This window comes from Edaphobacter modestus (assembly GCF_004217555.1).
Taxonomy (GTDB): Bacteria; Acidobacteriota; Terriglobia; order Terriglobales; family Acidobacteriaceae; genus Edaphobacter; species Edaphobacter modestus.
Map to the genome: position 1 here is coordinate 3,182,665 of NZ_SHKW01000001.1, position 23,255 is coordinate 3,205,919.

The 23,255-nt window shown below is 56.7% G+C and carries 21 protein-coding genes; 7 read left to right on the top strand and 14 right to left on the bottom strand.

Annotated features, from left to right (window positions below; translation table 11 throughout):
• Positions 1 to 210 precede the first annotated feature (210 nt).
• Together rpiA and pdxR are read right to left on the bottom strand one after the other, a co-directional pair.
• Positions 211 to 912, bottom strand: coding sequence for a ribose-5-phosphate isomerase RpiA (rpiA, locus tag BDD14_RS13455; RefSeq protein WP_242617933.1), 702 nt, complete (start codon positions 910 to 912; stop codon positions 211 to 213).
• A 229-nt stretch (positions 913 to 1,141) separates the two neighbouring features.
• Positions 1,142 to 2,596 carry a MocR-like pyridoxine biosynthesis transcription factor PdxR gene (pdxR, locus tag BDD14_RS13460; protein ID WP_130419254.1) on the bottom strand — a complete coding sequence of 485 codons (1,455 nt, stop codon included), beginning with the start codon at positions 2,594 to 2,596 and terminating at the stop codon, positions 1,142 to 1,144.
• A gap of 126 nt (positions 2,597 to 2,722) precedes the next feature.
• On the opposite strand from pdxR, the gene BDD14_RS13465 reads away from it, so the two are divergent.
• Positions 2,723 to 3,568 (top strand): hypothetical protein, encoded by an 846-nt coding sequence (locus BDD14_RS13465; protein ID WP_130419255.1) that lies wholly within the window; start codon positions 2,723 to 2,725, stop codon positions 3,566 to 3,568.
• Positions 3,569 to 4,049: 481 nt separating this feature from the next.
• On the opposite strand, the gene BDD14_RS13470 is transcribed toward BDD14_RS13465, so the two are convergent.
• Positions 4,050 to 5,267, bottom strand: a complete 1,218-nt coding sequence (locus BDD14_RS13470) for a hypothetical protein (RefSeq protein WP_130419256.1) — start codon at positions 5,265 to 5,267, stop codon at positions 4,050 to 4,052.
• 56 nt (positions 5,268 to 5,323) lie between these two features.
• On the opposite strand from BDD14_RS13470, the gene BDD14_RS32405 reads away from it, so the two are divergent.
• From BDD14_RS32405 to BDD14_RS13485, 3 genes are all read left to right on the top strand, one after another.
• Complete coding sequence (locus tag BDD14_RS32405; protein ID WP_207231733.1) at positions 5,324 to 5,812, top strand: hypothetical protein; 489 nt, start codon at positions 5,324 to 5,326, stop codon at positions 5,810 to 5,812.
• Positions 5,813 to 6,003: 191 nt separating this feature from the next.
• The gene (locus BDD14_RS13480; protein ID WP_130419257.1) at positions 6,004 to 8,625 is read left to right on the top strand and encodes a capsule assembly Wzi family protein; all 2,622 of its coding nucleotides are present in this window, start codon (positions 6,004 to 6,006) and stop codon (positions 8,623 to 8,625) included.
• 640 nt (positions 8,626 to 9,265) lie between these two features.
• Complete coding sequence (locus tag BDD14_RS13485) at positions 9,266 to 9,499, top strand: hypothetical protein (RefSeq protein WP_130419258.1); 234 nt, start codon at positions 9,266 to 9,268, stop codon at positions 9,497 to 9,499.
• Between the two features lie 152 nt (positions 9,500 to 9,651).
• Here the strand turns inward: BDD14_RS13485 and BDD14_RS13490 are convergent, their stop codons facing one another.
• Positions 9,652 to 9,930 (bottom strand): hypothetical protein, encoded by a 279-nt coding sequence (locus BDD14_RS13490; protein ID WP_130419259.1) that lies wholly within the window; start codon positions 9,928 to 9,930, stop codon positions 9,652 to 9,654.
• A gap of 512 nt (positions 9,931 to 10,442) precedes the next feature.
• On the opposite strand from BDD14_RS13490, the gene BDD14_RS13495 reads away from it, so the two are divergent.
• On the top strand, positions 10,443 to 11,474 hold the full coding sequence (locus tag BDD14_RS13495; RefSeq protein WP_130419260.1) for an IS110 family RNA-guided transposase: 1,032 nt from the start codon (positions 10,443 to 10,445) through the stop codon (positions 11,472 to 11,474).
• A gap of 455 nt (positions 11,475 to 11,929) precedes the next feature.
• On the opposite strand, the gene BDD14_RS13500 is transcribed toward BDD14_RS13495, so the two are convergent.
• The 5 genes from BDD14_RS13500 to BDD14_RS13520 all read right to left on the bottom strand — a co-directional run bounded on the left by BDD14_RS13500 (position 11,930) and on the right by BDD14_RS13520 (position 17,897).
• Positions 11,930 to 14,458 (bottom strand): SLBB domain-containing protein, encoded by a 2,529-nt coding sequence (locus tag BDD14_RS13500; RefSeq protein WP_130419261.1) that lies wholly within the window; start codon positions 14,456 to 14,458, stop codon positions 11,930 to 11,932.
• 418 nt (positions 14,459 to 14,876) lie between these two features.
• Entirely contained in the window at positions 14,877 to 16,322 is a 1,446-nt protein-coding gene (gene gatA, locus BDD14_RS13505; RefSeq protein WP_130419262.1) for an Asp-tRNA(Asn)/Glu-tRNA(Gln) amidotransferase subunit GatA, read from the bottom strand.
• A gap of 28 nt (positions 16,323 to 16,350) precedes the next feature.
• Positions 16,351 to 16,680, bottom strand: a complete 330-nt coding sequence (gene gatC, locus BDD14_RS13510) for an Asp-tRNA(Asn)/Glu-tRNA(Gln) amidotransferase subunit GatC (RefSeq protein ID WP_130419263.1) — start codon at positions 16,678 to 16,680, stop codon at positions 16,351 to 16,353.
• Between the two features lie 11 nt (positions 16,681 to 16,691).
• On the bottom strand, positions 16,692 to 16,970 hold the full coding sequence (locus BDD14_RS13515; RefSeq protein ID WP_130419264.1) for a DciA family protein: 279 nt from the start codon (positions 16,968 to 16,970) through the stop codon (positions 16,692 to 16,694).
• A gap of 183 nt (positions 16,971 to 17,153) precedes the next feature.
• Positions 17,154 to 17,897: a sugar transferase gene (locus BDD14_RS13520; RefSeq protein WP_130419265.1), complete on the bottom strand. Its 744-nt coding sequence runs from the start codon at positions 17,895 to 17,897 to the stop codon at positions 17,154 to 17,156.
• 387 nt (positions 17,898 to 18,284) lie between these two features.
• On the opposite strand from BDD14_RS13520, the gene rfbC reads away from it, so the two are divergent.
• Positions 18,285 to 18,848: a dTDP-4-dehydrorhamnose 3,5-epimerase gene (gene rfbC, locus BDD14_RS13525; protein WP_130419266.1), complete on the top strand. Its 564-nt coding sequence runs from the start codon at positions 18,285 to 18,287 to the stop codon at positions 18,846 to 18,848.
• Between the two features lie 74 nt (positions 18,849 to 18,922).
• Here the strand turns inward: rfbC and BDD14_RS13530 are convergent, their stop codons facing one another.
• The 5 genes from BDD14_RS13530 to rfbB are packed head-to-tail and all read right to left on the bottom strand — an operon-like array spanning position 18,923 to position 22,815.
• Positions 18,923 to 19,471, bottom strand: coding sequence for a D-glycero-alpha-D-manno-heptose-1,7-bisphosphate 7-phosphatase (locus tag BDD14_RS13530; protein ID WP_130419267.1), 549 nt, complete (start codon positions 19,469 to 19,471; stop codon positions 18,923 to 18,925).
• Positions 19,468 to 19,905, bottom strand: a complete 438-nt coding sequence (locus BDD14_RS13535) for a VOC family protein (protein ID WP_130419268.1) — start codon at positions 19,903 to 19,905, stop codon at positions 19,468 to 19,470. Before BDD14_RS13535 ends, BDD14_RS13530 begins: the two co-directional genes overlap by 4 nt.
• Entirely contained in the window at positions 19,902 to 20,807 is a 906-nt protein-coding gene (gene rfbD, locus BDD14_RS13540) for a dTDP-4-dehydrorhamnose reductase (RefSeq protein ID WP_130419269.1), read from the bottom strand. Before rfbD ends, BDD14_RS13535 begins: the two co-directional genes overlap by 4 nt.
• Positions 20,804 to 21,685, bottom strand: a complete 882-nt coding sequence (gene rfbA, locus BDD14_RS13545; protein ID WP_130419270.1) for a glucose-1-phosphate thymidylyltransferase RfbA — start codon at positions 21,683 to 21,685, stop codon at positions 20,804 to 20,806. The genes rfbD and rfbA overlap by 4 nt, the downstream gene beginning before the upstream one ends.
• Positions 21,682 to 22,815, bottom strand: a complete 1,134-nt coding sequence (rfbB, locus tag BDD14_RS13550; RefSeq protein ID WP_130419271.1) for a dTDP-glucose 4,6-dehydratase — start codon at positions 22,813 to 22,815, stop codon at positions 21,682 to 21,684. The genes rfbA and rfbB overlap by 4 nt, the downstream gene beginning before the upstream one ends.
• A 163-nt stretch (positions 22,816 to 22,978) precedes the next feature.
• Between rfbB and BDD14_RS13555 the strand changes: the two genes are divergently transcribed.
• A complete protein-coding gene (locus tag BDD14_RS13555; protein ID WP_130419272.1) occupies positions 22,979 to 23,200 on the top strand; it encodes a hypothetical protein in 222 nt (73 codons plus the stop codon).
• The last annotated feature ends 55 nt before the right edge of the window (positions 23,201 to 23,255 follow it).

Below are 23,255 nucleotides of genomic sequence, written 5' to 3' on the forward strand. Positions count from 1 at the left end.
GAGCGCAGAGCCTGAGGAGCTGAGCGCTCAAGGGGGGTCCTAGCCTAGACAACCCCCTGTACTGGATTTGATGCTGGTTTTATAAATCTGGTGGCCATCGCTACGCTGTGCTGGGACCTTGCCGGGTGCCCCATCCCTACGGTCTCATCGCAGCGTAGCGAAGCTCGAACCGTCTCGTTGAGCACACGACATTTAGCCGCTGAGGGGTCCCTACCGCGTCCGCTCCACAACGCCACCCACCTGTGCGATCAGGGCCAGCTTCGCTATCCCCAGGAACAGCCCATGCTCCACCACGCCCACCATCGCATCCAGCTTCGCCGCGATTGCCGCAGGATCATCCATCAGGATCCCCGAGCAATCCAGAATCAGGTTCCCTTCATCCGTGATGTATTTCGACCCGTCCTGATTCGTCCGAATCTTCGGAGTGAAGCCCAGCTCCCGCAGCTCCCGGCTCACCAGCGGCTCCGCCATCTGGATCACCTCCACCGGCAACGGAAACTTCCCCAGCTTCTCCACCTGCTTCGAGCCATCGGCCACGACGACAAATATCCTGGACGCGCTGGCCACGATCTTCTCCCGCAGCAGCTTCCCTCCGCCTCCCTTGATCAGCGCCAGCCCGGGCGCAACCTCATCGGCCCCATCCACCGTCAGGTCCAGGCTTGGGCTCTCCTCAAAGGTCGTAATTGGAATCCCATAACTCCGCCCCAGCTTCTCGCTGTCGTCCGAGCTCGCGATGGCGCGAATCTTCAGGCCCTGGTCGCGTACCTTCTCGCCCAGCAGCTTGATCCACAGCGTCGCCGTCGAACCCGAGCCCAGCCCCACCGTCATGCCCGGCTCCACCAGCTCCAGCGCGCGCTCCGCCGCCAACTGCTTCAATCGGGCCTGCTCTCCGCCTGTATTTTCCATCGCCATGGCTTCGTACTCCTCTCCCCTCACATTCTTCCATCCCGCAGGCCTCCTCGGGGGGTCACGAGAGACATTTCCTACATTCCTCGCACGTCGACGGGAATTCTGGCTGTTAAGACCAGATCGGACACATCGGTAAACACTTGCCGACTTCAGGGTACCTATCTGGTCTCAGTGAGTGCATTGGCGATTTGGCATTTCGTTGAGAGAACTGATCTCATATCCCGAGGTCTGGCTAGCTCAATGCCTTTGCGAGTCGAATGAGTCCTTGCCGTATCGCAAGCTCGTCGAATCCGCTAAAGCCGAGGAGCAACGCATTCGGATCAGGACGTCTCAGAGTGCATCGATCGACGGCGAGAACCTCAACACCCTGGGCCGCGGCCAACTTTTCCGCCTGTCGTGAAGTCATTCCATTCTTGAGGTACCCGATCGTGTAGAGGCCTGCCCTGACGTTAGAGATCTCAAGCAACCCACCCAGATGTTGCTTGGCCCCTTCCATAAGTGTTTCGAGGCGCTCCGCATACAAAATCCGCATCCTCCGCAGATGACGTGCCAAATGCCCATCTACGACGAAGTCGCAAAGCACTGCCTGGTCAAAGGATGAATTTCGGAAATCGGTTCGGTAGCGAAGAGCCACGAAGGGATCTACTAACGGCGCGGGTAATACCACGTAGCCCACGCGCAAAGCTGGGAATAACGTCTTGCTGAACGATCCGATGAAGATAACGCTTGAGTGATTATCGAGGCTTTGCAGAGCAGGCACAGGCGGTCCCTCAAACCTGTATTCACTGTCATAGTCATCTTCGATAACAAAAGCGCCAGCGCGTGCGGCCCAGCTAAGAAGGGCCATCCGCCGCTCCAGCGACATCATTACCCCCAGCGGGAATTGGTGAGCCGGCGTTACATAGGCTCCCTTCGCATCCGGACAGATCTTCGTTCCGGCGGAAACAGACAGCCCTTCGTCATTCACTGGTACAGGAATCATCCTGGCTCCGACATTGTCGAACGCGATTCTGGCTCCGAAATATCCAGGGTCTTCCATCCATATCGGATCACCTTTTTTCAAGAGCAGCCGCGCCAACAGGTCGAGCGCCTGTTGTATTCCGGAAACGAGGACGATTTGTTCCGCAGTGCATCGCACCCCACGTGACGTGCGCAAATACTCGGCGATTGCATCGCGCAATGGCTGATACCCGCGCCGATCAGCCTCTTTCTTTAGCCATGACCTGAAATTACGTGCCCGGTCCGCGGCAATACGTCCCCAAATTTCGGATGGGAATTCGTTGATGGCCGGAGCCCCGATCCGAAAGGGGCGGATCCCCTCAACAAAAGCCTGGTCAATCCAGGGTTGCGGTCGTTTATTTGTCGCAATGACGCGACGAATGTATGCAGGTACCCTGGTTGCCTGGCGGGCCGGGCGGGGCGCCTCCACACGATTGACCCATGTACCGAATCCGACACGGGAGGTGACATACCCCTCGGCTTGTAGACGCTCCAGAACGCTGACGACTGTGCCCCGGGAGAGTTCATACTGGCTGGCGAAATCTCTGGACGCTGGCAGTCTGGCACCTGGCGCGAGCCGACCGTCAAGAATGGCAGAGCGCAGTTCGCCGTACAACCAATTGGTTAGGGTCTGATTGTGCGACCGGCTTTTGAGAGTGAGCTCGAATGAGCTAATGGCCTTTGGCATCTCAAATGGTCCAATAGACTTCGCGAAAATGGCTCTGTTCGATGAACCAACGGTGCCATAGTATCAGTTCTGAAATCGAGAAGCGCATGTATCGTCATTGAGCTCCCGCTTCTTGTCGAGGAACCCATGGAAGATCGACAGATGAAAGTTGGAATTTGGTTCTACGGCTTAGGTACTGTTCTCACCGGCATTCTGAATATCGCCTGGGGTTCATTCGACGCCTCTCATCAGCCCATCCAAGCTCTGAGTAAAAATCTTCCCGGTGAACACATACTGGCCTACGTCGCGGGCGCCTGGCTGGTCGCAGCGGGTCTTGCAATTTTGTGGCGGCGCAGCGCAAAGATTGGCGCCGCGGCATCCGCCATTGCCTATTTGATCTTTGCGGCGCTTTGGCTGGCTCGGTACTATGTCGGAATTCATGCGCTTGGCTGGCGAATCGACGTCTTATTTGGCGTCACTTTCGGGCTCGCTCAACAGCTGATGCTGATCGCTCCGGTAGCGTTCGTTTACGCCTCCACCGCCTCACCGGATTCCCTGTTGCAAAAGAGAGCAGTTATCGCCGCACGTTGGATGCTCGGATTGCCTCCTGTCATCTTCGGCATATTTCACGTCATCGGCATTCGCGTCTTCGCGAGCATCGTCCCGCACTGGATGTCGTTTGGATATTTTTGGGCGGCGCTGACCGGCATCGCCTTCTTCCTGGCAGGTTGTGCAATTTGCTCAGGAATTATGGATATCCTGGCCGCCAGGCTTCTTGCGTTGATGCTGTTGCTGTTCGAAGGTTTTGTAGAAATACCTCCTATTTTTATCCGGCTGCACAATGAGGCAACATGGGGCGCTGCTGTCTACAATGTGACTGCGATAGGGGCATGCTGGATATTCGCCGAGTTTCTCGCGAGCCGCGCGAATCGAGGACGAATCGGCGCCGCGGGGAATGTTGCCAAGTCACGGCCCGATACGGTGGTCGCGTGATTAAGTAACGCCTGGTCGTCGACGAACATTAGGGTTGCCTCCGTCTTAGTTGACGACTTCAGGCTGAGGCGCTCATCGACCGCTGTTTACACATTCGCAACTCGATAAGTAACGACAAACGCCGTAGGGTTCACTGAATTCCAGTGTGGGACGAAGAGTCGGCAAGTCGTCCACTTGCCAGTGGCATATTCGGACACTTGAACTAGAGCACATCGGTAAACACAAGCCGACTTCACAGGACTAATCGCATGAAGGCTCACAATTGGGCACGCGCAGGATTGTTTGCAACTCTTATCTGCCGAACCATTACGCCGACGCAAGCTGACAGGTGGACGGTCCAAGTGGGGCATCCGACATCTTCATCAAATGTGCGGATGAACCCACACAACTTGTCAAGGCTACAATCAAAGCACCCCGCCCTTCAGGTGTGCGCTCTCTTTTCCCAGACCGCCTCTGTAAGGTGCGGACTCCTACCCCCGAACTATTTTCCTGTTTGCACCAGAGCCGGTTGTGTCACCACTCGTGCAACGCCAGCCTCGTTGTAGATTGCGCGGACGATGTCAAGATCGGGCTCTTGAAACCACGCACGTGCGATCAGAATGTCACCATTCCGCACACCTTGAACAAGTTCATGGAACCGCTGATCTCCGATCGTGAGACCAGCATTATTAATGATGATGGCACTGAATGCGCCAGGCACAGAGGCGCGTTCTTCATCTGATGTGCGCGCGGGTACTCCACCGTAATCTTGAAAGAGTTGGTAGAGTGGAGTCGTCACTGCAAAATAATCTGCATGGCCAACATCATGAACGTTGTAATTATGCTCGGGAATGAGTAAAACATCTGGATTCGCGGCAGCAACACTTGCAAATACGGACGCCTCAAGTGGACCGCTCCCTAAGCGACTCTTTCCTCCACCTAAAATTAAACTTGAACCTGTGCTGCAAGTTGCGGGGCATGAAGCCGGATTGTTATTGCACTCAGGGGGATAGCAACTCCAAACCTGATCTGCTTTAACATTTGAGTCGACGTAAAACAGAGTGACTCCCCAACGTTGTTTTGCGTAGGCGATTTTTTGATTCAAAACATTTACTTGTGCCTTTTCGTCGATCGAAAAAGGCTGACAAGTATGATTGAGATCTCCTGGCAACTTACAATCTGAAAAATTGCCGAACTCCATCGTTTGCGGACGAAGTGTCACGCCTGTTCGCAAACCAGCATCGGTAAATTTTTTAAAATATGCGTCGATGAGTTTCATTCCGTCATAAGGAGTGTTTGTCCCAGAGACGATTGACTCCCATTCAGGAGCGATGGTTGTAGCAAGCGACGGATCCCCGATATACGTGGTGTCTTGCGGATATTGCTCGCCTTCGAGATCCCAGGTGATGGCACCTTGAGCCTTTATGCTTTGTAAAACACCAATGCTCTGATCAGCGTACTTTAAAATTTTTCGCTGAAAATCGACGATACCTGCACTATTCGTAATATCGATTGTTCGGTCGTTGAGCCAGCCACGTGGATTTGTATTACCGAAGCCAGCATTAATGGCGCCTTGACCCGTTACGGGTGCAAGCATCAGTTCCCCAATCGGACGACGATCGCTCCATCGCATCACAGGTGAGCTTTGATCAGCTCGAACTGATGCTGTCATTGCAAAATAGAGAAGAGAAGCGAATCCAGCTAACGATAATTTTTTCAATGGTGTTCTCCTTAATAAACCGGGTGCCCAAACTTACTAAGGGTTCTTCGGGACAAATGTATCCGAAAATAAAATATCTTATTTTACGCTCAGTTTTTTTGACGGATCATGGCCTTTCACACCACCGCCCCGGCCTGAACTTCTGGCGCTTCATGGCCGGGCTCGGCAGCCGCTTTTCGGCGATCTTCACCGTATTTCGCATCACGGGCATTCTCAAGGGATTCGGCACCACCGGCGTCTTCCTATTCATCGCGGCGTCCATGCTCCTCGTCATGGCGGGAATCGGCTTCATGGGACCGCCCACCCGCGATCTCGCGCTCGAAAAGATCTCGCATTTAAGTGGTGGTGAGCCGGACAGAAAAAATTGGGAGTCGTCCTCCGGGCCGCCACCCGAAAAATCCTGTCAAGGACAAAACCTTATAAAGCCCTGTAAACACTATGGATATATTTGCCGATTCGATAAGTCTCGGCTGCTAAACTTAATTCAAGGCATCGAAAACAGTCGGGGAAACCTCTCCAACATCACCTTTAGAAACAGGAATTAGTTGCAACCCGTTTGCTTAGAGAATTTTGTACGGAGGTCCGCATTCAAGTCCTCTGTATTCAAGATTTTGCAACAAAACCAAGGGGAGGGAGTGCTTCATCCCTAAACCCGCAAAATGCCGCTAAGCTGGTGTCGCTATGGTAGCCTCCTCTAAGGGGTTGCACCGTTCAACGGCCACCTCGAACCACCCCTATGGATGTGACCCCGAAAAGGCTCTGGCCGCCGGTTCTTTCTGCGGCATTTCTGCTCCTCACCTTGCAGCAGCCCTGCCTCTCGCAAACGGCGCCCCCGAACGCCGCGATCGGCTCCGCTGACCTTCCCGACGCCCCCCAGCCGCAAAACGCTCCCAAACCCAGCGAGACGCGCCGGAACTCACGCGACCAGGAGCCCGAGGACATCACCCTCGCCGGAACTCCGAAACGGCTCCTCAACGACCAAAAGGCCATCTGGACCAGCCCGCTCCGCCTCAAGCCCAGCGACGGAATCTGGCTCGTCCCCTTTGGAGTCGCCACCGGAATGTTGATCGGAAGCGATCATCACACCATGACGCAATCGATCCACCTGAACACCGACGCTCAGGACAAAGCCAACACCCTCTCCAGCGGTGCTCTTGTCGGTATCGGCGCTGTCCCCGCCTCCGCCTACCTCTGGAGCCTCTTCAACCACGCTCCTCAGGCGCACGAGACCGGTCTCCTCGCCGGCGAAGCAGCCATCAACGGACTCGCCGTCAATGAGGCGCTGAAGGTCGTCTTCCGCAGGGACCGCCCTGTGACCGATAACGCGAACGGTAAGTTCTTCAGCTCGCCCTGGAATAACGGATCTTTTCCCTCGAACCACGCCACCCTCGCATGGTCGATGGCCTCGGTCATCGCATCGGAGTATCCGGGCTGGCTGCCGCAGGCAGCGGTCTACGGCCTGGCAGGAACGGTCAGCGTCAGCCGCGTCCTCTCCGAACAGCACTTCCCCTCCGACGTCCTCGTCGGCAGCGTCACCGGATGGCTGATCGGACGGTACGTCTATCACGCACACCACAACTACACCCTTAATCCCTACGACTCACCTCGTCCTCTGCCCGCCAACTACATCGCCCGCAACCCGGCCACCGGACAGAACACGACCACCCTGCCTGCGCCCCCTCCGCCGCCCGGCTTCGGGCTTCCTCCCGACCCCATCGAACACCGGCCACCGCCGGTCTTCGACGCCGATCCCGACACCATCGGATCGACCAACGTCCCCATGGACAGTTGGATCTATCCCACACTCGAGCGGCTCGCCGCCCTGGGCCTGATCCCGACACAGAATGTATCGATCCGACCCTGGACCCGCCAGGAATGTCTTCGCCAGCTTCATCAGGCGCAGGAAATCTCCGATCGCATCAGCCTGTCCAGTCCGCGCCTGGTCGCCGAAGCGCGACGCCTCATGACCGACCTCGACCGTGAGCTCTCGAAAGAATCGACCTCCTATGAGGAACTGGCTCTCGAGTCCGGCTATGCGCGCTATGGAACCATCGCCGGACCAGCCCTCAATGACAGCTTCCACTTCGGCCAGACATGGTGGAACGACTTCGGGCGCCCCCAGGGCAGGGGCTCGAATGCAATCGCCGGCTTCTCGACACGCGCTCACTATGGCCGTCTCTTCTTCTACGCTCGCGAAGAGCTGCAACACGGCCCCGGCAACCCGGCCCAGTCTCCCGAGATGAATCAGCTGATCAATCAGCTGGATCGTTTTGGACCGGATAGCCCCTACATTCCCATCACGCCCCAGCAGGCAGCCTACACCCGCCAGCGCCCCCTTGAGCTCTACGCAGGCATGGCCTTTGCCGGAAATGCACTGTCCTTCGGCAAGCAGCAACTCTACTGGGGCCCAACCACCATGGGACCTCTTGCGTTCTCGAGCAACGCCGAACCAACCTACAGCCTGCGCTTCGTCTCCACCCGGCCGCATCCGCTGCCGTTCGTCCCATCGCTCGGAACCTATCGATTCGATGTCGTACTCGGTAAACTTTCCGGACACTCCTACCCTGCGCGTCCCTGGTACAACGGTCAGAAGATCGCCTTCAACTTCGGCGAGAACCTGGAGATCGGCTTCACCCGGTGGTCGGTCTTCTGGGGTGTTGGACATCCCATCACACTGCACAGCTTCAAAGACAACATCTTCAGCTTCAATTCAACCGGAAGCTATGTTGGCAACGGAGCGGCTCCCTATGGTGACCGGCTGGATCCCGGCGATCGCAAGAGCAACTTCGACTTCCGCTACAGACTGCCGTTCCTGCAGAAGATCGTTACGCTGTACGCCGACGCCTACTCCGACGACGACCCGAGCCCCATCTCGGCTCCACGGCGCGCCGTCTGGAATCCCGGCATTTACTTTGCGCGCCTTCCCTTCTTGCCTCATATGGATCTACGCGTCGAAGCCGTCAGTTCGCAGGGACTCGCGACAGACTTCGGGGGCCAGCACTTCTTCATGAACAATCAGTACCTGGACAGCAATACGAACAAAGGCTTTCTGTTAGGCAATGCAATTGGACGAGATGGTCGCGCGATCGAAGGGCGTACCGGATACTGGTTCTCCGCGCGCACCCGTGTAGAAGCTGGCTACCGACAAAATAAAGTCAGCACGCTCTTCCTTCCCGGAGGCGGTACTATCACCGATGGTTTTGTGAACGGCTCCTATGCCATCAACCGGCACTGGACAGCGCAGGTCTTCACCCAGTACGAACGCTTTCTTATCCCGTCCTATGCGGCTGGATCACAGCACAACACCAGCGGCTGGATCCAGCTTACGTGGAATCCTGAGCTGAGCCTGCGCCGCTAATGTTATCCAAGTCTGCATTACACGATGACATGCAACGATACAAACGACGCTGACTCCACGGTGGCGCTACAAGTGTTTCTTTCAGGCGGAGGCGCCATCACCGATGGATTTGTGAATGGCTCTTATGCCATCAACCGGCACTGGAGGGCTCAGGTCTTCACTCAATACGAGAGGCATCCCGTCCTATTGGGCAGGATCACAGCACAATACCGGCAACTGGTTCCAGTTGACTTGGAGTTCATCATTAGATGGACGCAGAGTGACCGATCTAGTTTTCCGACTAGCTCCAAAATTTTGGGTGCATGGAGAGTCGCCGCTTCCAATAGAGGTTGAGTTTACTTTCCATACGTCCATCTCTAACAATCTCGGCCGTGTCAATGCATTTTTGAGCGTAGGACGGCACTCACTCCGAGGAGCTGTTTCGTTACGCTTTGGTTGAACAAACTCATCATCGTCGACTAAGGGTTCGGGAGAAGGAGCCGAACATGATCATTGTAGGAGTGGATTATCATCCAAGCGTTCAGCAGGTAGCGTTTTTAGATACGGAGACGGGCGAGAACGGCGACTGAACCTTGACCTGTCTTCGCTGTAGATCGCGATAGAAACGCTCTGCCTCTCCATCGCTGTGGGAAGTTCTCTGTTGCGCTTTCTACTGGTGGAGGCAGCCCAGGCCGCTGTCCGCTGGAACCCCGACTGGCGACGTCGCTTCGTTCATCTGGCCATGCGTCGCGACCGCCGCATCGCTAAGGTTGCGATGGCACGCAAACTGGCCGTCAGCCTCTACTGGATGTGGCGTAAGGAATTCGATTACCCACAGACTTTGCAGTTCGGTTCGCACGCGGGAAAGCCTGTATACGTCCATGGTGTGAAGTAAATCACCGCCCACTTGATTGGGCATCCCGCTCCCTATCCAGGGAGTTCGAAGTAGTAATCATGGTCGAACGTGCGATCGGAGAGATGGTTGGGTCGGACCGAATTCCGCCCGAAAGATTACATGCGAACCCTTCGGTCGTCGATGCCCAGAGTCTAATCGCGCCTCGACAGAGCAAACTCTGTTATGAAATCACGTCGGTAGGCAATCCATTTCAATGCCGTGCGCAGAAGGGCCGACGGAATGAACCACCATGCTCCTAGCCAGAGATGGCTCAACTCCGAACGCACAAAACGCGTTCCTTCGCGGCCAGTACCACCAAACTCTCGACGAAGCCATGCTTCGCGCGCATGAAGCACTCCAATATCGAAGTACCGACGCACTTCCTGCCACCAAGTATAGCTATGCGAATGGTAAACCTTGGCTTCAGCCACATAAGCAATCTTCCAACCACCAAAAGAGGCTCCGCCGCAGCAACCGTGTCTTCTCCGAAAATTACATCCTTCCGAAATCCGCCTACCTTCATGAGGGAAGTCCGACGATAGGCAGCAAAAGAATTTGAGCTGAAGATGGACTTGAACCCGAGCTGCTCTCTATCTGCAAGAACACGAAGACTTGATTGCTCCGGATAATTGAACAGCCGCGCATGGGCTTCGATGGGATTTGCCTCTGGACGGGGAAGTTGACGCCCATATGCAACACCAACAGTAGAATCTTCAAAGGCACGAATCAGAGTAGGAATCGCCGTGGAGTCCGCCAATGGAGCATCCTGGGTGAGAAATACGACGATCTCTGCATCCGGACAAATCTCAACTCCTAATTGGCGCGTCCGTGATTGAATTGCTCTCGTGGAATCAATCGCGTCTGGAAACCCGCTTACTAAGATGGTCCGCCGCTTGATCTTCCCCGGAAGATCTTGTAGGCAGATTCAAGGAGGATCATCGACATGCAGATTCGATCGGTTGGTATTGACCTTGGCAAGACGACCTTTCACCTGGTGGCACTTGGTGATAACGGCAAGGTGCTGCTGAAGAAGAAGTTTACCCAGAAGCAGTTGATTGCCTTCACCGCGAACATGCAGACCTGCTTGATCGGGATGGAAGCATGTTCGGGGTCGCACTTCCTCGGCCGTGCTTTACGGGAACAAGGTCATGATGTGAAGTTGATTCCAGCCCAGTTCGTGAAGCCGTTTGTGAAGTCGAACAAGAACGATTTCATCGACGCTGAAGCGATTGCTGAGGCCGTGGATCGCGAGAACATGCGCTTCGTGCCGATCAAGACAGATGATCAGCTCGACCTGCAAGCTCTCCATCGCGTGCGTGACCGGCTCATGGCGCGAAGAACCGCTCTGATCAACCAGATTCGTGCGTTTCTGCTGGTGCGAGGCACAGTGTTCGCCAAGAGCCCGATTCGGCTGAGGGAAGCTCTGCCTGAGGTGCTTGAGAACGTCAACGAGAACCTCACCCCGAGAATGCGGAACCTGGTTGCCATGCTGTGGAGCGAGTGGAAGGACCTGGAGCTTCAGATCGTGCAGATGAACGACGAAGTGGAACGGATCGCTTCGAGCGATGAAGCGTGTCGGAGACTGCGGCAGATTCCTGGTATCGGACCGCTGGTTGCAACCGCGATCGTGGCCTCCATCGGTAACGGCGCAGCCTTCCGCAAGGGGCGAGAGTTCGCGGCCTGGTTGGGGCTACTACCGAACCAGCATTCGACCGGTGGCAAGGTGAGGCTGTATGGAATCAGCAAGCGCGGTAACTCTTACCTGCGCAAGATCCTGATTCATGGAGCACGCGCGGTCGTATTGCGATCCAAGCGGGACCGAATCGCGATGGGCCCCTGGATGACCTCGCTTGAGACGAGGGCGCCACGAAACGTATTGATCGTGGCAACAGCACACAAACTGGCGCGGATCGCGTGGGCAGTGCTCTCGACGGGCCAGCACTATCGAGCAGTACCCGAGGCAGTGACAGTATAAGCAGGCTTAGAAACCAGCAACATCAAGTTCTCCCCACCGAGGTCTGCACCGGATAAGTGAAGATGAAAGAACAGTCAAAACGGCGCACCTGAAACCTGCTTGCCGAAATGGCCCATACGAGGCCGGGCGTTTTCAAAGGACAGGTACGCGGCGTATCTCATCAAGCCCAGGAGAAAACTCTCCACCTAAAAGGCCGAATACATTGACGCAGACTTTCCTTCATTCGAAACTTTTCCCTTGCATTCACACGGCGGACCATACATTCGGCAACTTCAGTTCCGTCCGTCGATTCGGAATCGAGTATGAGCACCATCTCGGCAGAGATATTGGCCAGTAGCGCTTGGCTAACGCGCTGCCAATCACCTGCAGCGTTGAGTGTCGGAACAATGACTGCTACTTTCATAGGGGCGCGGAGCCCAAACGGACCCAACTGGCGAATCCTTTCCCAGACCCTCTTATTGTCCCAGCACTGTATTTGCGGCGGCGATGGCAATACCGAACTGCCCTACAATCTGGGCGATGTCAACAATAAGACGCATAGTCTTTCCTTGGTCGAGGTTTAGCGGTATTACGATGGTATCGCCCGGATACACGTGGAGAGAGTTAAAACCGTTTCCGCGAAGAGACGAGCTGTACTGCTTACTGATCACTGCACCTCCAGCCCGAATCACATACGCGCGCTTACTATCAGCATCACGATTCGCACCGCCAGCCAAGCGTATAAAGTCTCCTACTCGTCGGTGAGGATCATACATGAACGAATTCTGATTGTAGACGGCACCATCAACGTTGACCGTAGGCGGAACACGAGGAACGATAAATCGGTCTCCATCCTCCAGCGGCAGATCGGGTAACTGCTCAATACTATGACTATCCACCGGTAGCTCGAGCACAATTCGACCACTAGCTCGAGCTCGACGCAAGCTGTTAACAATGTTCTGATTTTGTTGTTGGGCTGCGGCTGCTGCGGCAGTATCCTGCGGATTGATGGAGCGACTTGCGTTGGCGCTTGCGACTGTGCTAGCTTGCAACGCGATTTGATCAACGTATTCGTTCAGGCGAGCCTGTTGCACTCGTCGCGTTGATTCTCTCGTGAACTCCGACCCATACAGATAAGCCTCAGGCGTTAACCCGCCCGCTCGCTGCACGACCTGCCGCAACGTCTCGCCGGCTCTCACGCTATAAACTCCAGCGGAGTTGAATTCACCCTCCAAGCGAACGAATCTGGTCTGCTGCGCCTGAGGAACACGAATGTCAGCCTTGGAGAAAATCGTGACGACGTCTCCTGGCAGCAACTCTAGATTTTGGGAGGAATCCCCCTCAAGCACCACCTTACCGAGGTTAAACGGGAGCAGCGAGGTGGTGAGATTTTCTTTGCTCTGCCTTTCAACGACGGCGTACGACCAATCAATATCTGGTTCGCTAAGTTTGACGTCATTCTTTGGCTGAAACTGCCCCGAAGAGGCATTACGAGAACTCGTCCCAAGACTGGCGCTCGCCGCACTTGCCCGCTCCGACCCCGTCGTGTCGATTGGCTGTGTCTGGCTAGCCCCTAACGCGTTGTTCTGTTGTTGAAAATTGGTTTGGGAATTGTACGGAGCCAATCGGTCTACATACTTCGGAATGTCCGAAAGACTAGCACAATTCAATTCATCGTCGCCGGTCGTTGCGGTAGTTCTATCCTCCATCATTGGGTTACGCAAAGAGTTGGACGACATGGAATCTTGATCACTCATTCGCCTATCGCCGTTTACAGCTGGGTAGCCCCTCAAAGCCCTGTATTCCGGTGTTGACGAATAACGCCAGAACGGATCGTCACCTTCCTCTCCAACCGGAATACCATAACGCAGGGTCGGAACACCGTATGGAGTTCTCGGAAGGCATGTAGGAATGTAGGTCATCATGGGCTGACCAAGCTGGCTGCGCTTGAGCCAATAATCCCGCGTAATCAATGAATCTTTATCTGGCAGAAGGTCTTTTACCCGCATCCCGGGCTTCCACATGTAACGCCCCGGATTCGCCACATTGCCTCGAAGTGTAATTGCGCCCTTGAACTCACCCGCGACGGCTACAAGTTCCAACAAATCGCCATCTTGCACTGGAGTTGCTTTCCCTTGCGTATCTAACGAGACGTCCAGGGTGCTGCGCATATGGCGCTCATCGATCCGCTCCAGCCGAATCGCGTCGCGCGATGCGATACTCGTCAGCCCTGCGGCCAGGTCCAACACATCACCCACCGTAGTACTATCGGCCGATTTCAACTCGTATATAGACGGGACCTTCACGTTTCCCGCCACGGCTACTTGAGGCCCTACCGGAGGAATGTAAATTACATCTCCCGGAAGAAGGGCGACATCGTTTGACTTGTCGCCCCGAACAAGCAGGTCATAAAGATCGAAGTCTACGATCAGTTTGCCGCCGCGCTTCAATTGAATATGTCGAAGACTGCCTTGGGGAGATGGCCCACCCGTAGCAAAGATCGCATTCACCAAAGTGCTAAGCGAGCTAATCGTGTAGGTGCCAGGACGGCGGGCTTGCCCAACCACAAAAACCTGGATCGAGCGCAGTTGCCCCATGTTCACATTGAGGTCAAAGTTACGGAACAACTTGTTCATCTGAGACTTCAGATAGGGCTGTACCTGCTCAAACCTCAAGCCTGCAACCTGAACAGTTCCAACCTGCGGGATGAAGATCCCCCCGGAACGATCTACGATGAAACGGCCATTGAGAGTGACCTGTCCCCAGGACTGAATCAGAAGTTCATCGCCTGGCCCTAGAAGATAATCCGGAGTAACAGGAGCGGTATTGACCGGGGAAAACGTTGAGGGAGGATTGCGAAATAGAGCAGCCCCGAAAATGGGAAGCATCTTTCCAGTGGAGTTCGCTACAAACTGCTGGAATTCCGTTGGAGGATCAAGTGGCAATATGGAGAATGGGTTGAACGTCTGCTGTAGCTGATTCTGGTTCTGGTTCCCATTCTGCATTTGTGCAGCAGAATTGGGCTGCAGGACAATTCCCTGAGGCGATGAAGGTGCCGATGTCTGCGGCGCTCGATATTGATCACTGTACCCCCCGCAATTCACATCTCCAGGAGTACACGAACTCTGCTCTTGTCCCGGCGAACTTCCAAGACTCTGGACCGGCAGTTGTCCCGAAGCTGCAACTCCGCAAGACAGAAAAACCACGGCATAGGTAAACCCGCGAAGCCGCGCAAAACCAGACTGCTCCCTACCAAATTCTCGCAAACCGATTAACCTCTCTGAACATTCCTCGCGAAAGGCCTCTGGCGAGGCTGCATCCGCAGTTCAAAACCGCTGTCTTGAGCATACTCGAACGATTTTCTCACTCGGAGAAAAGGGAAGGACGCAACTTCCGCGATACCGGCGCTCCCTAGTTTTGGGGTTACCCCATCTCAACGGTCCTCGCCACCCGCAGCATGGTAGCTTCGCCGAAATGACGCCCAAGAATCTGCAAGCCTATCGGCAACCCGTCCCTAGTTTCTCCCAACGGAACGCTCATGCCACAGATACCTGACAGACTTGCGGCAACGGAATATATGTCCTCTAAATACATCTTGACCGGGTCATCGGTCTTCTCACCCAATTTGAAGGCAGGCGTCGGCGTTACCGGAGCAACCAGGACGTCAACATCTGTAAACGCAGCTAGGAAATCCCGTGTCAACAAGGTTCGTACCTGCTGAGCTTTTTTGTAATAAGCATCGTAATATCCGGCACTTAGAGCATAGGTTCCAAGCAAGATGCGTCGCTTTACCTCAGCTCCGAAACCGGCATCTCGCGTCCTACTGTACATCTCCGACAAAGTCTTCGCCTCGGCGTCCCGTAAACCAAAGCGCACGCCGTCGAATCGTGAGAGATTCGAAGATGCCTCGGCTGTGGCAATCACGTAGTAGGTCGGTACGGCGTATTTGGTGTGAGGCAGACTAACCGGTTTTACAACGCATCCGGCTGCCTTCAGCCCATCCAGCGCCCTCTCAATAGCGGCACGGATTTCCGTGTCCAGTCCGTCACCGAAATACTCTTCCGGAACCCCAACTTTCAGCCCCTCGACAGGACCGTCAAGCGCATTTCGATAGCCCTCCACGGGTCTGTCTGAGGAAGTTGCGTCCAAGGCGTCCTTCCCGGCGAGCACCTCCAACATCGTTGCCGCATCCTTCACATTCTTTGTGAACGGTCCTATGCGGTCGAGGGATGAGGCGAAAGCGATCAGACCGTAGCGGCTGACCCGACCATAGGTCGGAAGCACCCCAACCACGCCACAGAATGCAGCCGGCTGCCGTATGGATCCTCCGGTATCGGTTCCAAGCGTCGCCACGGCAAAACCCGCCGCCACCGCAGCGGCAGAGCCACCGCTCGATCCTCCCGGAACCCGATCGAGAGCCCTGGGGTTGCGAACCGGTCCGTAAGCCGAGTTTTCGTTCGAACTCCCCATTGCGAATTCGTCGCAGTTCAATTTGCCCAGCAGGACAGCCCCGGCGGACTCGAGCCGCTCCACCGCCGTAGCGTCGTAAGGCGGCCGGTAACCTTTCACAATCAGGGAACTGGCCGTAGCCGGAGCCCCCCGCATCACCAGAACGTCCTTGATGCCCACCGGAACCCCGGCCAGTGGGGGCAGAACTTCGCCGCGCTGCGCCATCGCATCGATCTTCGAGGCCTGCGTCAGGGCCCGTTCCCGGCTCAAGGAAAGATAGCTGTTAATTTGCCTGTCTTCGGCTGTAATCCGGTCATAGTGCGCCTCGGCCAGCGCCGTGGCGGTGGTGCGTCCGGCTGCAATCGCGTCCCGCACCTCATCGATTGTCAAACTCTTCAGACTCTCTGCTGTCAAACCCATCTCTCCACGAAACCGGCGAACCGGCCACCTACCGCTCAATGACCTTTGGAACTTTGAAGAACCGGCCATCGGTCTCCGGCGCGGAGGACATGACCTCCGCCCGGTCAATGCAGGGCTGCACACGATCGCCGCGCAGCGTTTCCCCGTGCGAGTGAACCGCCCCGCCTTCCAGGATCTCGCCCACCTGCGCCATCGGAGGGACATCGCTCGTGTCCAGCTCGTTCAACTGGGCCACATAATCCAGGATCGCGTTCAAGTCCCGCTGCATGCGAGGCTCTTCTTCCTGGGTCAGCTCCAGATTGGCGAGCTCCGCCACCCTGCGCACGTCTTCGATCGTTACTCCAGACTGGCCGTTCATCGCTTTGATTCTTACCTCTTCACTATAAAGTGTAGCCCGGTTACCTTCATCCCTGCGACTCGCGCCAGCTCCCGCGCCAGATGCTCACTCATGCTCCTCATCTGCTCCAGCCAGGCAGTCTCCCGCACTTCGATTCGGACAGAGCCTTGCTCATAGCCCACCACGCTGCCCCGCCCGGCAAGAGCCCTTCCGCAGACGACCACCCACGCCATCGCAAGGCGATCCTGGGCTGAGAGCGCACTCAACCCGCTGTGGGAGCCAAACCTGATTACGTCCCGAAACCGTTGCATAATTTATCGGAGCTCGCCCGCGATCCTTCGATTTCGGTCGGGATTCAAAACCGGCCTTCGACGGAGATGGAACAGAAACAGCTGACAGCACAATTCTACGTCTCAAGCGGGCGGATCAGCTAAGGGAGGCGACATCCACCGGCATACGGACTTTTTCGCAGAATTCGCTTAAGCAGAATTCGCTTAATACGCTCCATCCTGCTTCAAAACCACCACAAACGTCTTCAGAAGAATTCTGAGATCCCGGCGCAGAGACCAGCGGTTTACGTAGTCGCAATCCAGTGCAACCCGTTCGTCATAGGTCAGTTCGCTGCGTCCGGAGACCTGCCAGAGTCCGGTCAAACCGGGCTTCACCCTGCAGTAGTACTCGAAGGAATCCGCATACTTCTCCACCTCTGCAGCCACGATCGGTCGCGGTCCGACCAGGCTCATATGTCCGGCCAGAACATTCCAGAGCTGAGGAAATTCGTCGAGGCTGTAGCGGCGAAGGAAAGATCCGATGGGTGTAATGCGCGGATCATGACGCAGCTTGTGCGTTTTGTTCCACTCTGCCCGCGCCTTCGGGTGCCGGGAAAGATACTCCTCGAGAACCTCGGCCGAGTTCACGCACATCGTTCTGAACTTCCACATCGAAAAGAAAGCACCATGGTTCCGGATTCTCCGGTGGGAGTAGAAGATCGGCCCCGGCGAGCTGAACATCACCAGCAGCGAGATCATCCCCAACGCAATCAGAACGATCGGTGCGGAAATAAGGATCAGACAGATATCGATACAGCGCTTGATGACCCGGTAACGAAAAAGTCCGGACGGCACTCGATCCAGCGGATACGTCGTCCTGGATCCCGGCCTGCTGATCGCCTCTGTGTACGAATAAGAATCTTCGATAGCCGCTGTCCGCGACTCAGGAGATTGATATTCTGCCTGCATTGAAATCCTGTGTCTGTATAACGCTACCCCCGCTTCTTCGCGTTGGTCCCGGAATACTGGTTATCGTGCATAAAAATGTCGCGGCAGTGACCTAAATCCTACAGAATCTCCAAACTTACTCCCTGCCCACTCCACGTCACAGTTTGCGTCCGAGGGTTATCTTTGGTGGAACAGAGCCTCTTTCGTCAAACCTCGCTTCGAGCCCACATATTGCTCCCTCTCGGAGACAAAGCATTTCATCATCATCGGCATTTCATCATCATCGCAGTCCGTTCATTCTAATCACTGTGCTTCGGTTTAACACAAATCTATTTTAGGCCAATTCCAGCCAACATTCCCAATCCGGAACGGCCAGCATCCCCGCGCCTGGTCGGATAAACTTGTCGGATGCAGGTTTACGATACCCCGCTGCACGATGTGAAGATCCTTCAGCCCCGCCGCTTTAGCGATAGCCGTGGCTGGTTTGCAGAGGTTTTCAACACCTCCGCCTTCTCCTCCGCTGGTCTGCCCGCTGAATTTGTTCAGGATAACCAGTCCTTCTCTGCGAAGGGAGTCCTGCGAGGGCTCCATTACCAATTAGGTAAACCCCAGGGAAAGCTCGTCCGCGTTCTTACGGGTCATATCTGGGATGTCGCCGTCGATCTGCGCCGTAACTCGCCCCAGTTCGGAAGATGGGCCGGCTTTCATCTCCGTCCCCGCAACGAATCCGGCGAGCTCGAGTTGCTCTGGATCCCGGAGGGCTTTGCTCACGGCTTCCTTGTCCTCTCCGACTCCGCCGAGGTTCTCTACAAAACGACGAATCTTTACCATCCCGCGGGGGAGCGCTCCATCGTATGGAATGACCCCACCCTCAACATCCGCTGGCCCCTGGAAGAGTTAGGCGGCGCCTCCCCCTGCGTAAGCGGTAAGGACGCCCAGGGTAGCCTGTTTGAATCCGCCGAACTTCCCTGAATCCCAAATCAGCGATCTGACGGGAATCTGGATCGTTAACTCAGCCGGGCCTTCTCCTGGGAAGGCTCTCACGCTCAGCCGCGATCCAACAGCCATCTCTCCACCTCGTCCAGGCTCTGGACCCCGAGGTAGCTTCCGCCACACCCTGCCTCTTCGGTGCCATGGATAAGGAACGCCTGCCGCAGACCCGCGCTATTCGCTGCCGCGACATCGCTGCAGCGGTCTCCCACCATCACGCTGTCCGCCAGAGACACCCCAAACTCAAGCATCGCCCTTCGCAGCATCCCTGTTCCGGGCTTCCTGTCCTCATGATCCCGCCGATACTCCCCGATCCCACGTTCCGGGTGGTACGGGCAGTAATACACCGCGTCGAGCTCCACCCCCTGAGCCCGCAGCTCGCCTCGCATCCACACCGTCAGCGAATCGAAGTCCGCCTCGCTATAGAAGCCCCGCGCGATCCCTGCCTGATTCGTCACCACGATCAGCCGATACCCCAGCTGCATCGCCGTCCGGCACAGGGAGAAGATTCCCGGGACAAACTCCACATCCTCAATGCGGTGCAGATAGCCGATCTCAACGTTCACGACTCCATCGCGATCCAGAAACAGCGCTCTCTCGCTCATTCCTTGATCCTGTAGGCGTGCTCGTGTCCCGGAGCTTCAATCAACTCCACCATGAAACGCTCGGTCGTAATCCAGAACTGCACCCGCGCGCCCCGGTAGGCGACCGCAGGCTTGGGAGGACCGGCCATAATCGACCCGTTCGCCTCCAGGCTTCGCGCGTCGCGATCCAGGTCAACCGTCAGGTACGCCACGTGATTCAGAATATTGATGCCACGCTTCAGCGCCGTTGTCACCGGGCTCGCCTCGCCCAGGGGCGAAATCAGCTCATAACAGGGTCCGTCTTCCGCGCGCCCGAACTGCACATAGACCCCGATTCCAGGATCTTCGAAGACCTCGGTCCACCGGTCGATCCCGAACATGCTCTCCAGGAACTCCCTCCCCTTCGCCATATCGCCTACCACCAGCCCAATGTGATCGAACTTCAACCTGCTCATACCTCCGTCATCACCTCGCGCAGAGAGTCCCGCCAGTCCATCATTCTCCAGTCAAACGTTGCAGCCAGTCGCGCGCAGCTCAGGCGCGAGTTAAGCGGTCTCTTTGCCGGCGTCGGATATTCGCTGGTCGTGATCGCCTCCACCTCCGCCAGTTTTGCGCCGGGCTCTCGCTCGCGCAGTCTCTCGATAGCCTCCGCCGCAAACCCGAACCAGGTCGTCTCCCCCGCCCCGGCAGCGTGATAGATCCCCCCCGATTCCCCGAGCGCCTCTGTCAGCTCCCGCCCCGCGCCCGACGCTTCGATCCGGCCGATCACCTGGGCCGTCATGCGCGCAAGATCACGGCTCCATGTCGGAGCGCCATGCTGATCCGCCACAATCCGCAGCCGTTCACGCTCCTTCGCAGCCTTCAGGATCGTCCGCAGAAAGTTCTTTCCCTTCGCGCCATAGACCCAGCTGGTACGAAAGACCATGTATCCCGCACCACTCTCTACGAGAGCACGTTCGCCGGCCAGCTTGCTCGCTCCATACACACTCACAGGGCCGGTTGCATCTGTCTCTCGATAAGGAGCGTTCCCGGTACCATCGAAGACGTAATCGGTTGAAAAGTGGATTACTCCCGCGCCAATCTTCCGTGCCTCTTCTCCAATCGCACGCACCGCCTCCGCGTTGATCGCATACGCAAGATCGGGCTCGCTCTCGGCCTTGTCCACGGCGGTGTAGGCCGCAGGATTCACAATCCACCGCGGCCGAATCGCCCGCACCTTCTCCCGCACCGACGCGGGGTTCGCCAGGTCCATCTCGTCTCGGGCCGGAGCGACAACCTCGCCCACCGCTGCCAGCGTAGCGGCAAGCTCCCCACCAACCTGTCCCGTCACCCCTGTCAGCAGAATCCGTCCACTCATCCCCAGAACACCGGCTCCGATAACAACCTCACAAGATACTGTCCGTAGCTGCTCTTGCCCATCCTGCCCGCAAGGTCGCGAAGCTGATCTTCGTTGATATATCCCAGCCGGTAAACGATCTCCTCCAGGCAGGCGACCTTCAATCCCTGGCGCTTCTCAATGGTCTGGATAAACGAAGCCGCCTCCAGCAGCGAGTCATGCGTTCCCGTATCCAACCAGGCCATTCCGCGGCCCAGCACCTCGGTCTTCAACTGACCGCGCTCCAGATAGCAGCGGTTCACATCCGTGATCTCAAGCTCGCCCCGCGGCGAAGGCTTCAGTCCTTCGGCGATCCCGACCACCTGCGAGTCGTAAAAATAAATTCCCGTCACCGCATAACGCGACTTCGGGTTCGCCGGCTTCTCTTCAATCGAGATCGCCTTACGATTCGCGTCGAACTCCACCACCCCATACCGTTCCGGGTCGAGCACAGGGTACGCAAAAACCGTTGCTCCCTCGCGGTTCGCCGCCGCCTGCCGCAGCGTCTTCACCATGTCGTGCCCGTAGAAGATGTTATCGCCGAGCGCGAGACAACATGGCTCTCCGCCAAGAAACTCCTTGCCGATCAAAAACGCCTGTGCCAGCCCATCCGGCGAAGGCTGGACGGCGTATTCCAGTCGGATGCCCCACTGCTCGCCCGAGCCCAGAAGCTGTTCGAACCGGGGTGTATCCTGCGGGGTCGAGATAATCAGGATCTCCCGAATCCCCGCCAGCAGAAGCACGGAGAGCGGGTAATAGATCATCGGCTTGTCGTACACCGGCAGCAGCTGCTTGGACACTGCCTGGGTTACCGGATGCAAACGCGTGCCGGAGCCTCCGGCCAGGATGATTCCCTTCATCGTGCGCTCCCCGCCGTCGTATCCGCAGTCTCGCGGCCGCCATAGTTCTGCGTCACCCAATGCTGGTACGCTCCGCTGGTGACGTTTTCCACCCAGGCCGCATGGGCCAGATACCACTCCACTGTCTTGCGCAACCCGGTCTCGAAGCTCTCCTGAGCGCGCCACCCCAGCTCGCCCTCGAGCTTCCGCGCATCGATGGCGTATCTGCGGTCATGCCCGGGACGATCCGCAACATACTTGATGAGCTGTTTGTGAGGACCAAACTCCGACTGCGGAAGCAGCTCGTCCAGCAGGCTGCACAAAGTCGTGACCACCTCAAGATTGCTGCGCTGGTTTCCTCCACCCACGTTGTAGGTCTCGCCCACGCGGCCACGCTCGAGAACCGCCATCAACGCCCGGCAGTGATCGGCAACATAAAGCCAGTCCCGCACCTGCTGGCCATCGCCATAGACCGGCAAGGGCTTACCCTTGCGCGCGTTCGCAATCATCAATGGAATCAGCTTCTCCGGAAACTGGTACGGTCCATAGTTGTTCGAGCAGTTGGTGATGATCGCCGGCAAGCCATAGGTATGAACCCACGCCCGCACCAAGTGGTCGCTTGCGGCCTTCGAAGCCGCATAGGGTGAGTTCGGCGCATAGGGCGTCTCCTCGTGAAAGGCCGGATCCTCAGGCTCGAGCGTGCCGTAGACCTCATCGGTCGACACATGCAGAAAACGGAAGCCTGCGCGGTCCTCCGCTCCCAGTGAATCCAGATAGACCCGCGCCGCCTGCAGCAGCGTAAAGGTGCCGTCTATATTGGTCCGAAGAAACGCCTCCGGCCCAAGAATCGAACGGTCCACATGGCTCTCTGCCGCGAAGTGGACCACCGCCCGCGGCCTGTGACGCTCGAACAGCTCCTTCACCAGAGCCGCATCGCAGATATCTCCATGCACGAAGGTATAGTCGCGATCCTTCTCTACGGTGGTCAGGTTCTCCGGATTTCCCGCATAGGTCAACTTGTCGAGACTCACCAGGGGGCCCTTGCCCCCGGCCAGCCACTCCAGTACAAAATTCGAGCCAATAAAACCCGCTCCGCCGGTTACAAGAATGGGCGCTCCATTCCCTCCACTCAGACTCTGCTCTGCATCCATGTCGTTCGTAAGACTCCTCTCGGAACCAGCGTCGCCTCGCGTGCCCTGCCCGCAGACTGCCGGGTGCTCAAATCAGAGTACAGCACTGCATTTTACCTTCCACTCCGAGGCAACGGAGCTCACACTCCCGATCTCCTACTCAACAGCGAAAGGATCTAGACCCATGGCCACGAATCCGCAACCCGTAGGAACCCCCGTCGACAGCAAATCCCCTGATACCAAGCGACATGGGATAGAGCCCTCCGGCCCACGAGGGGATAATCCTGGAACAGCAGGACCCGGACCAACGTCCGTACGTTCCGACACTCCTGAAAATGCCGAAGGACACATCAACCCCTCCCCCGAAGACACCAACGCGACGCCTGGCACCGCGCCGGAGAAATAATCGCCCGCGCAGGAAATCGAAAGATACCTGACTCCCCCCTTGCCATCGCCCTGCG

Excerpts from the sequence above, each read along its gene's own strand:
- BDD14_RS13500 (WP_130419261.1), bottom strand. The coding sequence starts at position 14,458 with ATGCAGAATGGGAACCAGAACCAGAATCAGCTACAGCAGACGTTCAAC.
- rfbC (WP_130419266.1), top strand. The coding sequence starts at position 18,285 with ATGCAGGTTTACGATACCCCGCTGCACGATGTGAAGATCCTTCAGCCC.
- BDD14_RS13555 (WP_130419272.1), top strand. The coding sequence starts at position 22,979 with ATGGCCACGAATCCGCAACCCGTAGGAACCCCCGTCGACAGCAAATCC.
- BDD14_RS13515 (WP_130419264.1), bottom strand. The coding sequence starts at position 16,970 with ATGCAACGGTTTCGGGACGTAATCAGGTTTGGCTCCCACAGCGGGTTG.
- rpiA (WP_242617933.1), bottom strand. The coding sequence starts at position 912 with ATGGCGATGGAAAATACAGGCGGAGAGCAGGCCCGATTGAAGCAGTTG.
- BDD14_RS13520 (WP_130419265.1), bottom strand. The coding sequence starts at position 17,897 with ATGCAGGCAGAATATCAATCTCCTGAGTCGCGGACAGCGGCTATCGAA.
- rfbD (WP_130419269.1), bottom strand. The coding sequence starts at position 20,807 with ATGAGTGGACGGATTCTGCTGACAGGGGTGACGGGACAGGTTGGTGGG.
- rfbA (WP_130419270.1), bottom strand. The coding sequence starts at position 21,685 with ATGAAGGGAATCATCCTGGCCGGAGGCTCCGGCACGCGTTTGCATCCG.
- BDD14_RS13465 (WP_130419255.1), top strand. The coding sequence starts at position 2,723 with ATGGAAGATCGACAGATGAAAGTTGGAATTTGGTTCTACGGCTTAGGT.
- gatA (WP_130419262.1), bottom strand. The coding sequence starts at position 16,322 with ATGGGTTTGACAGCAGAGAGTCTGAAGAGTTTGACAATCGATGAGGTG.
- BDD14_RS13480 (WP_130419257.1), top strand. The coding sequence starts at position 6,004 with ATGGATGTGACCCCGAAAAGGCTCTGGCCGCCGGTTCTTTCTGCGGCA.
- BDD14_RS13530 (WP_130419267.1), bottom strand. The coding sequence starts at position 19,471 with ATGAGCGAGAGAGCGCTGTTTCTGGATCGCGATGGAGTCGTGAACGTT.
- pdxR (WP_130419254.1), bottom strand. The coding sequence starts at position 2,596 with ATGCCAAAGGCCATTAGCTCATTCGAGCTCACTCTCAAAAGCCGGTCG.
- BDD14_RS13535 (WP_130419268.1), bottom strand. The coding sequence starts at position 19,905 with ATGAGCAGGTTGAAGTTCGATCACATTGGGCTGGTGGTAGGCGATATG.
- BDD14_RS13495 (WP_130419260.1), top strand. The coding sequence starts at position 10,443 with ATGCAGATTCGATCGGTTGGTATTGACCTTGGCAAGACGACCTTTCAC.
- BDD14_RS32405 (WP_207231733.1), top strand. The coding sequence starts at position 5,324 with ATGTATCCGAAAATAAAATATCTTATTTTACGCTCAGTTTTTTTGACG.
- gatC (WP_130419263.1), bottom strand. The coding sequence starts at position 16,680 with ATGAACGGCCAGTCTGGAGTAACGATCGAAGACGTGCGCAGGGTGGCG.
- rfbB (WP_130419271.1), bottom strand. The coding sequence starts at position 22,815 with ATGGATGCAGAGCAGAGTCTGAGTGGAGGGAATGGAGCGCCCATTCTT.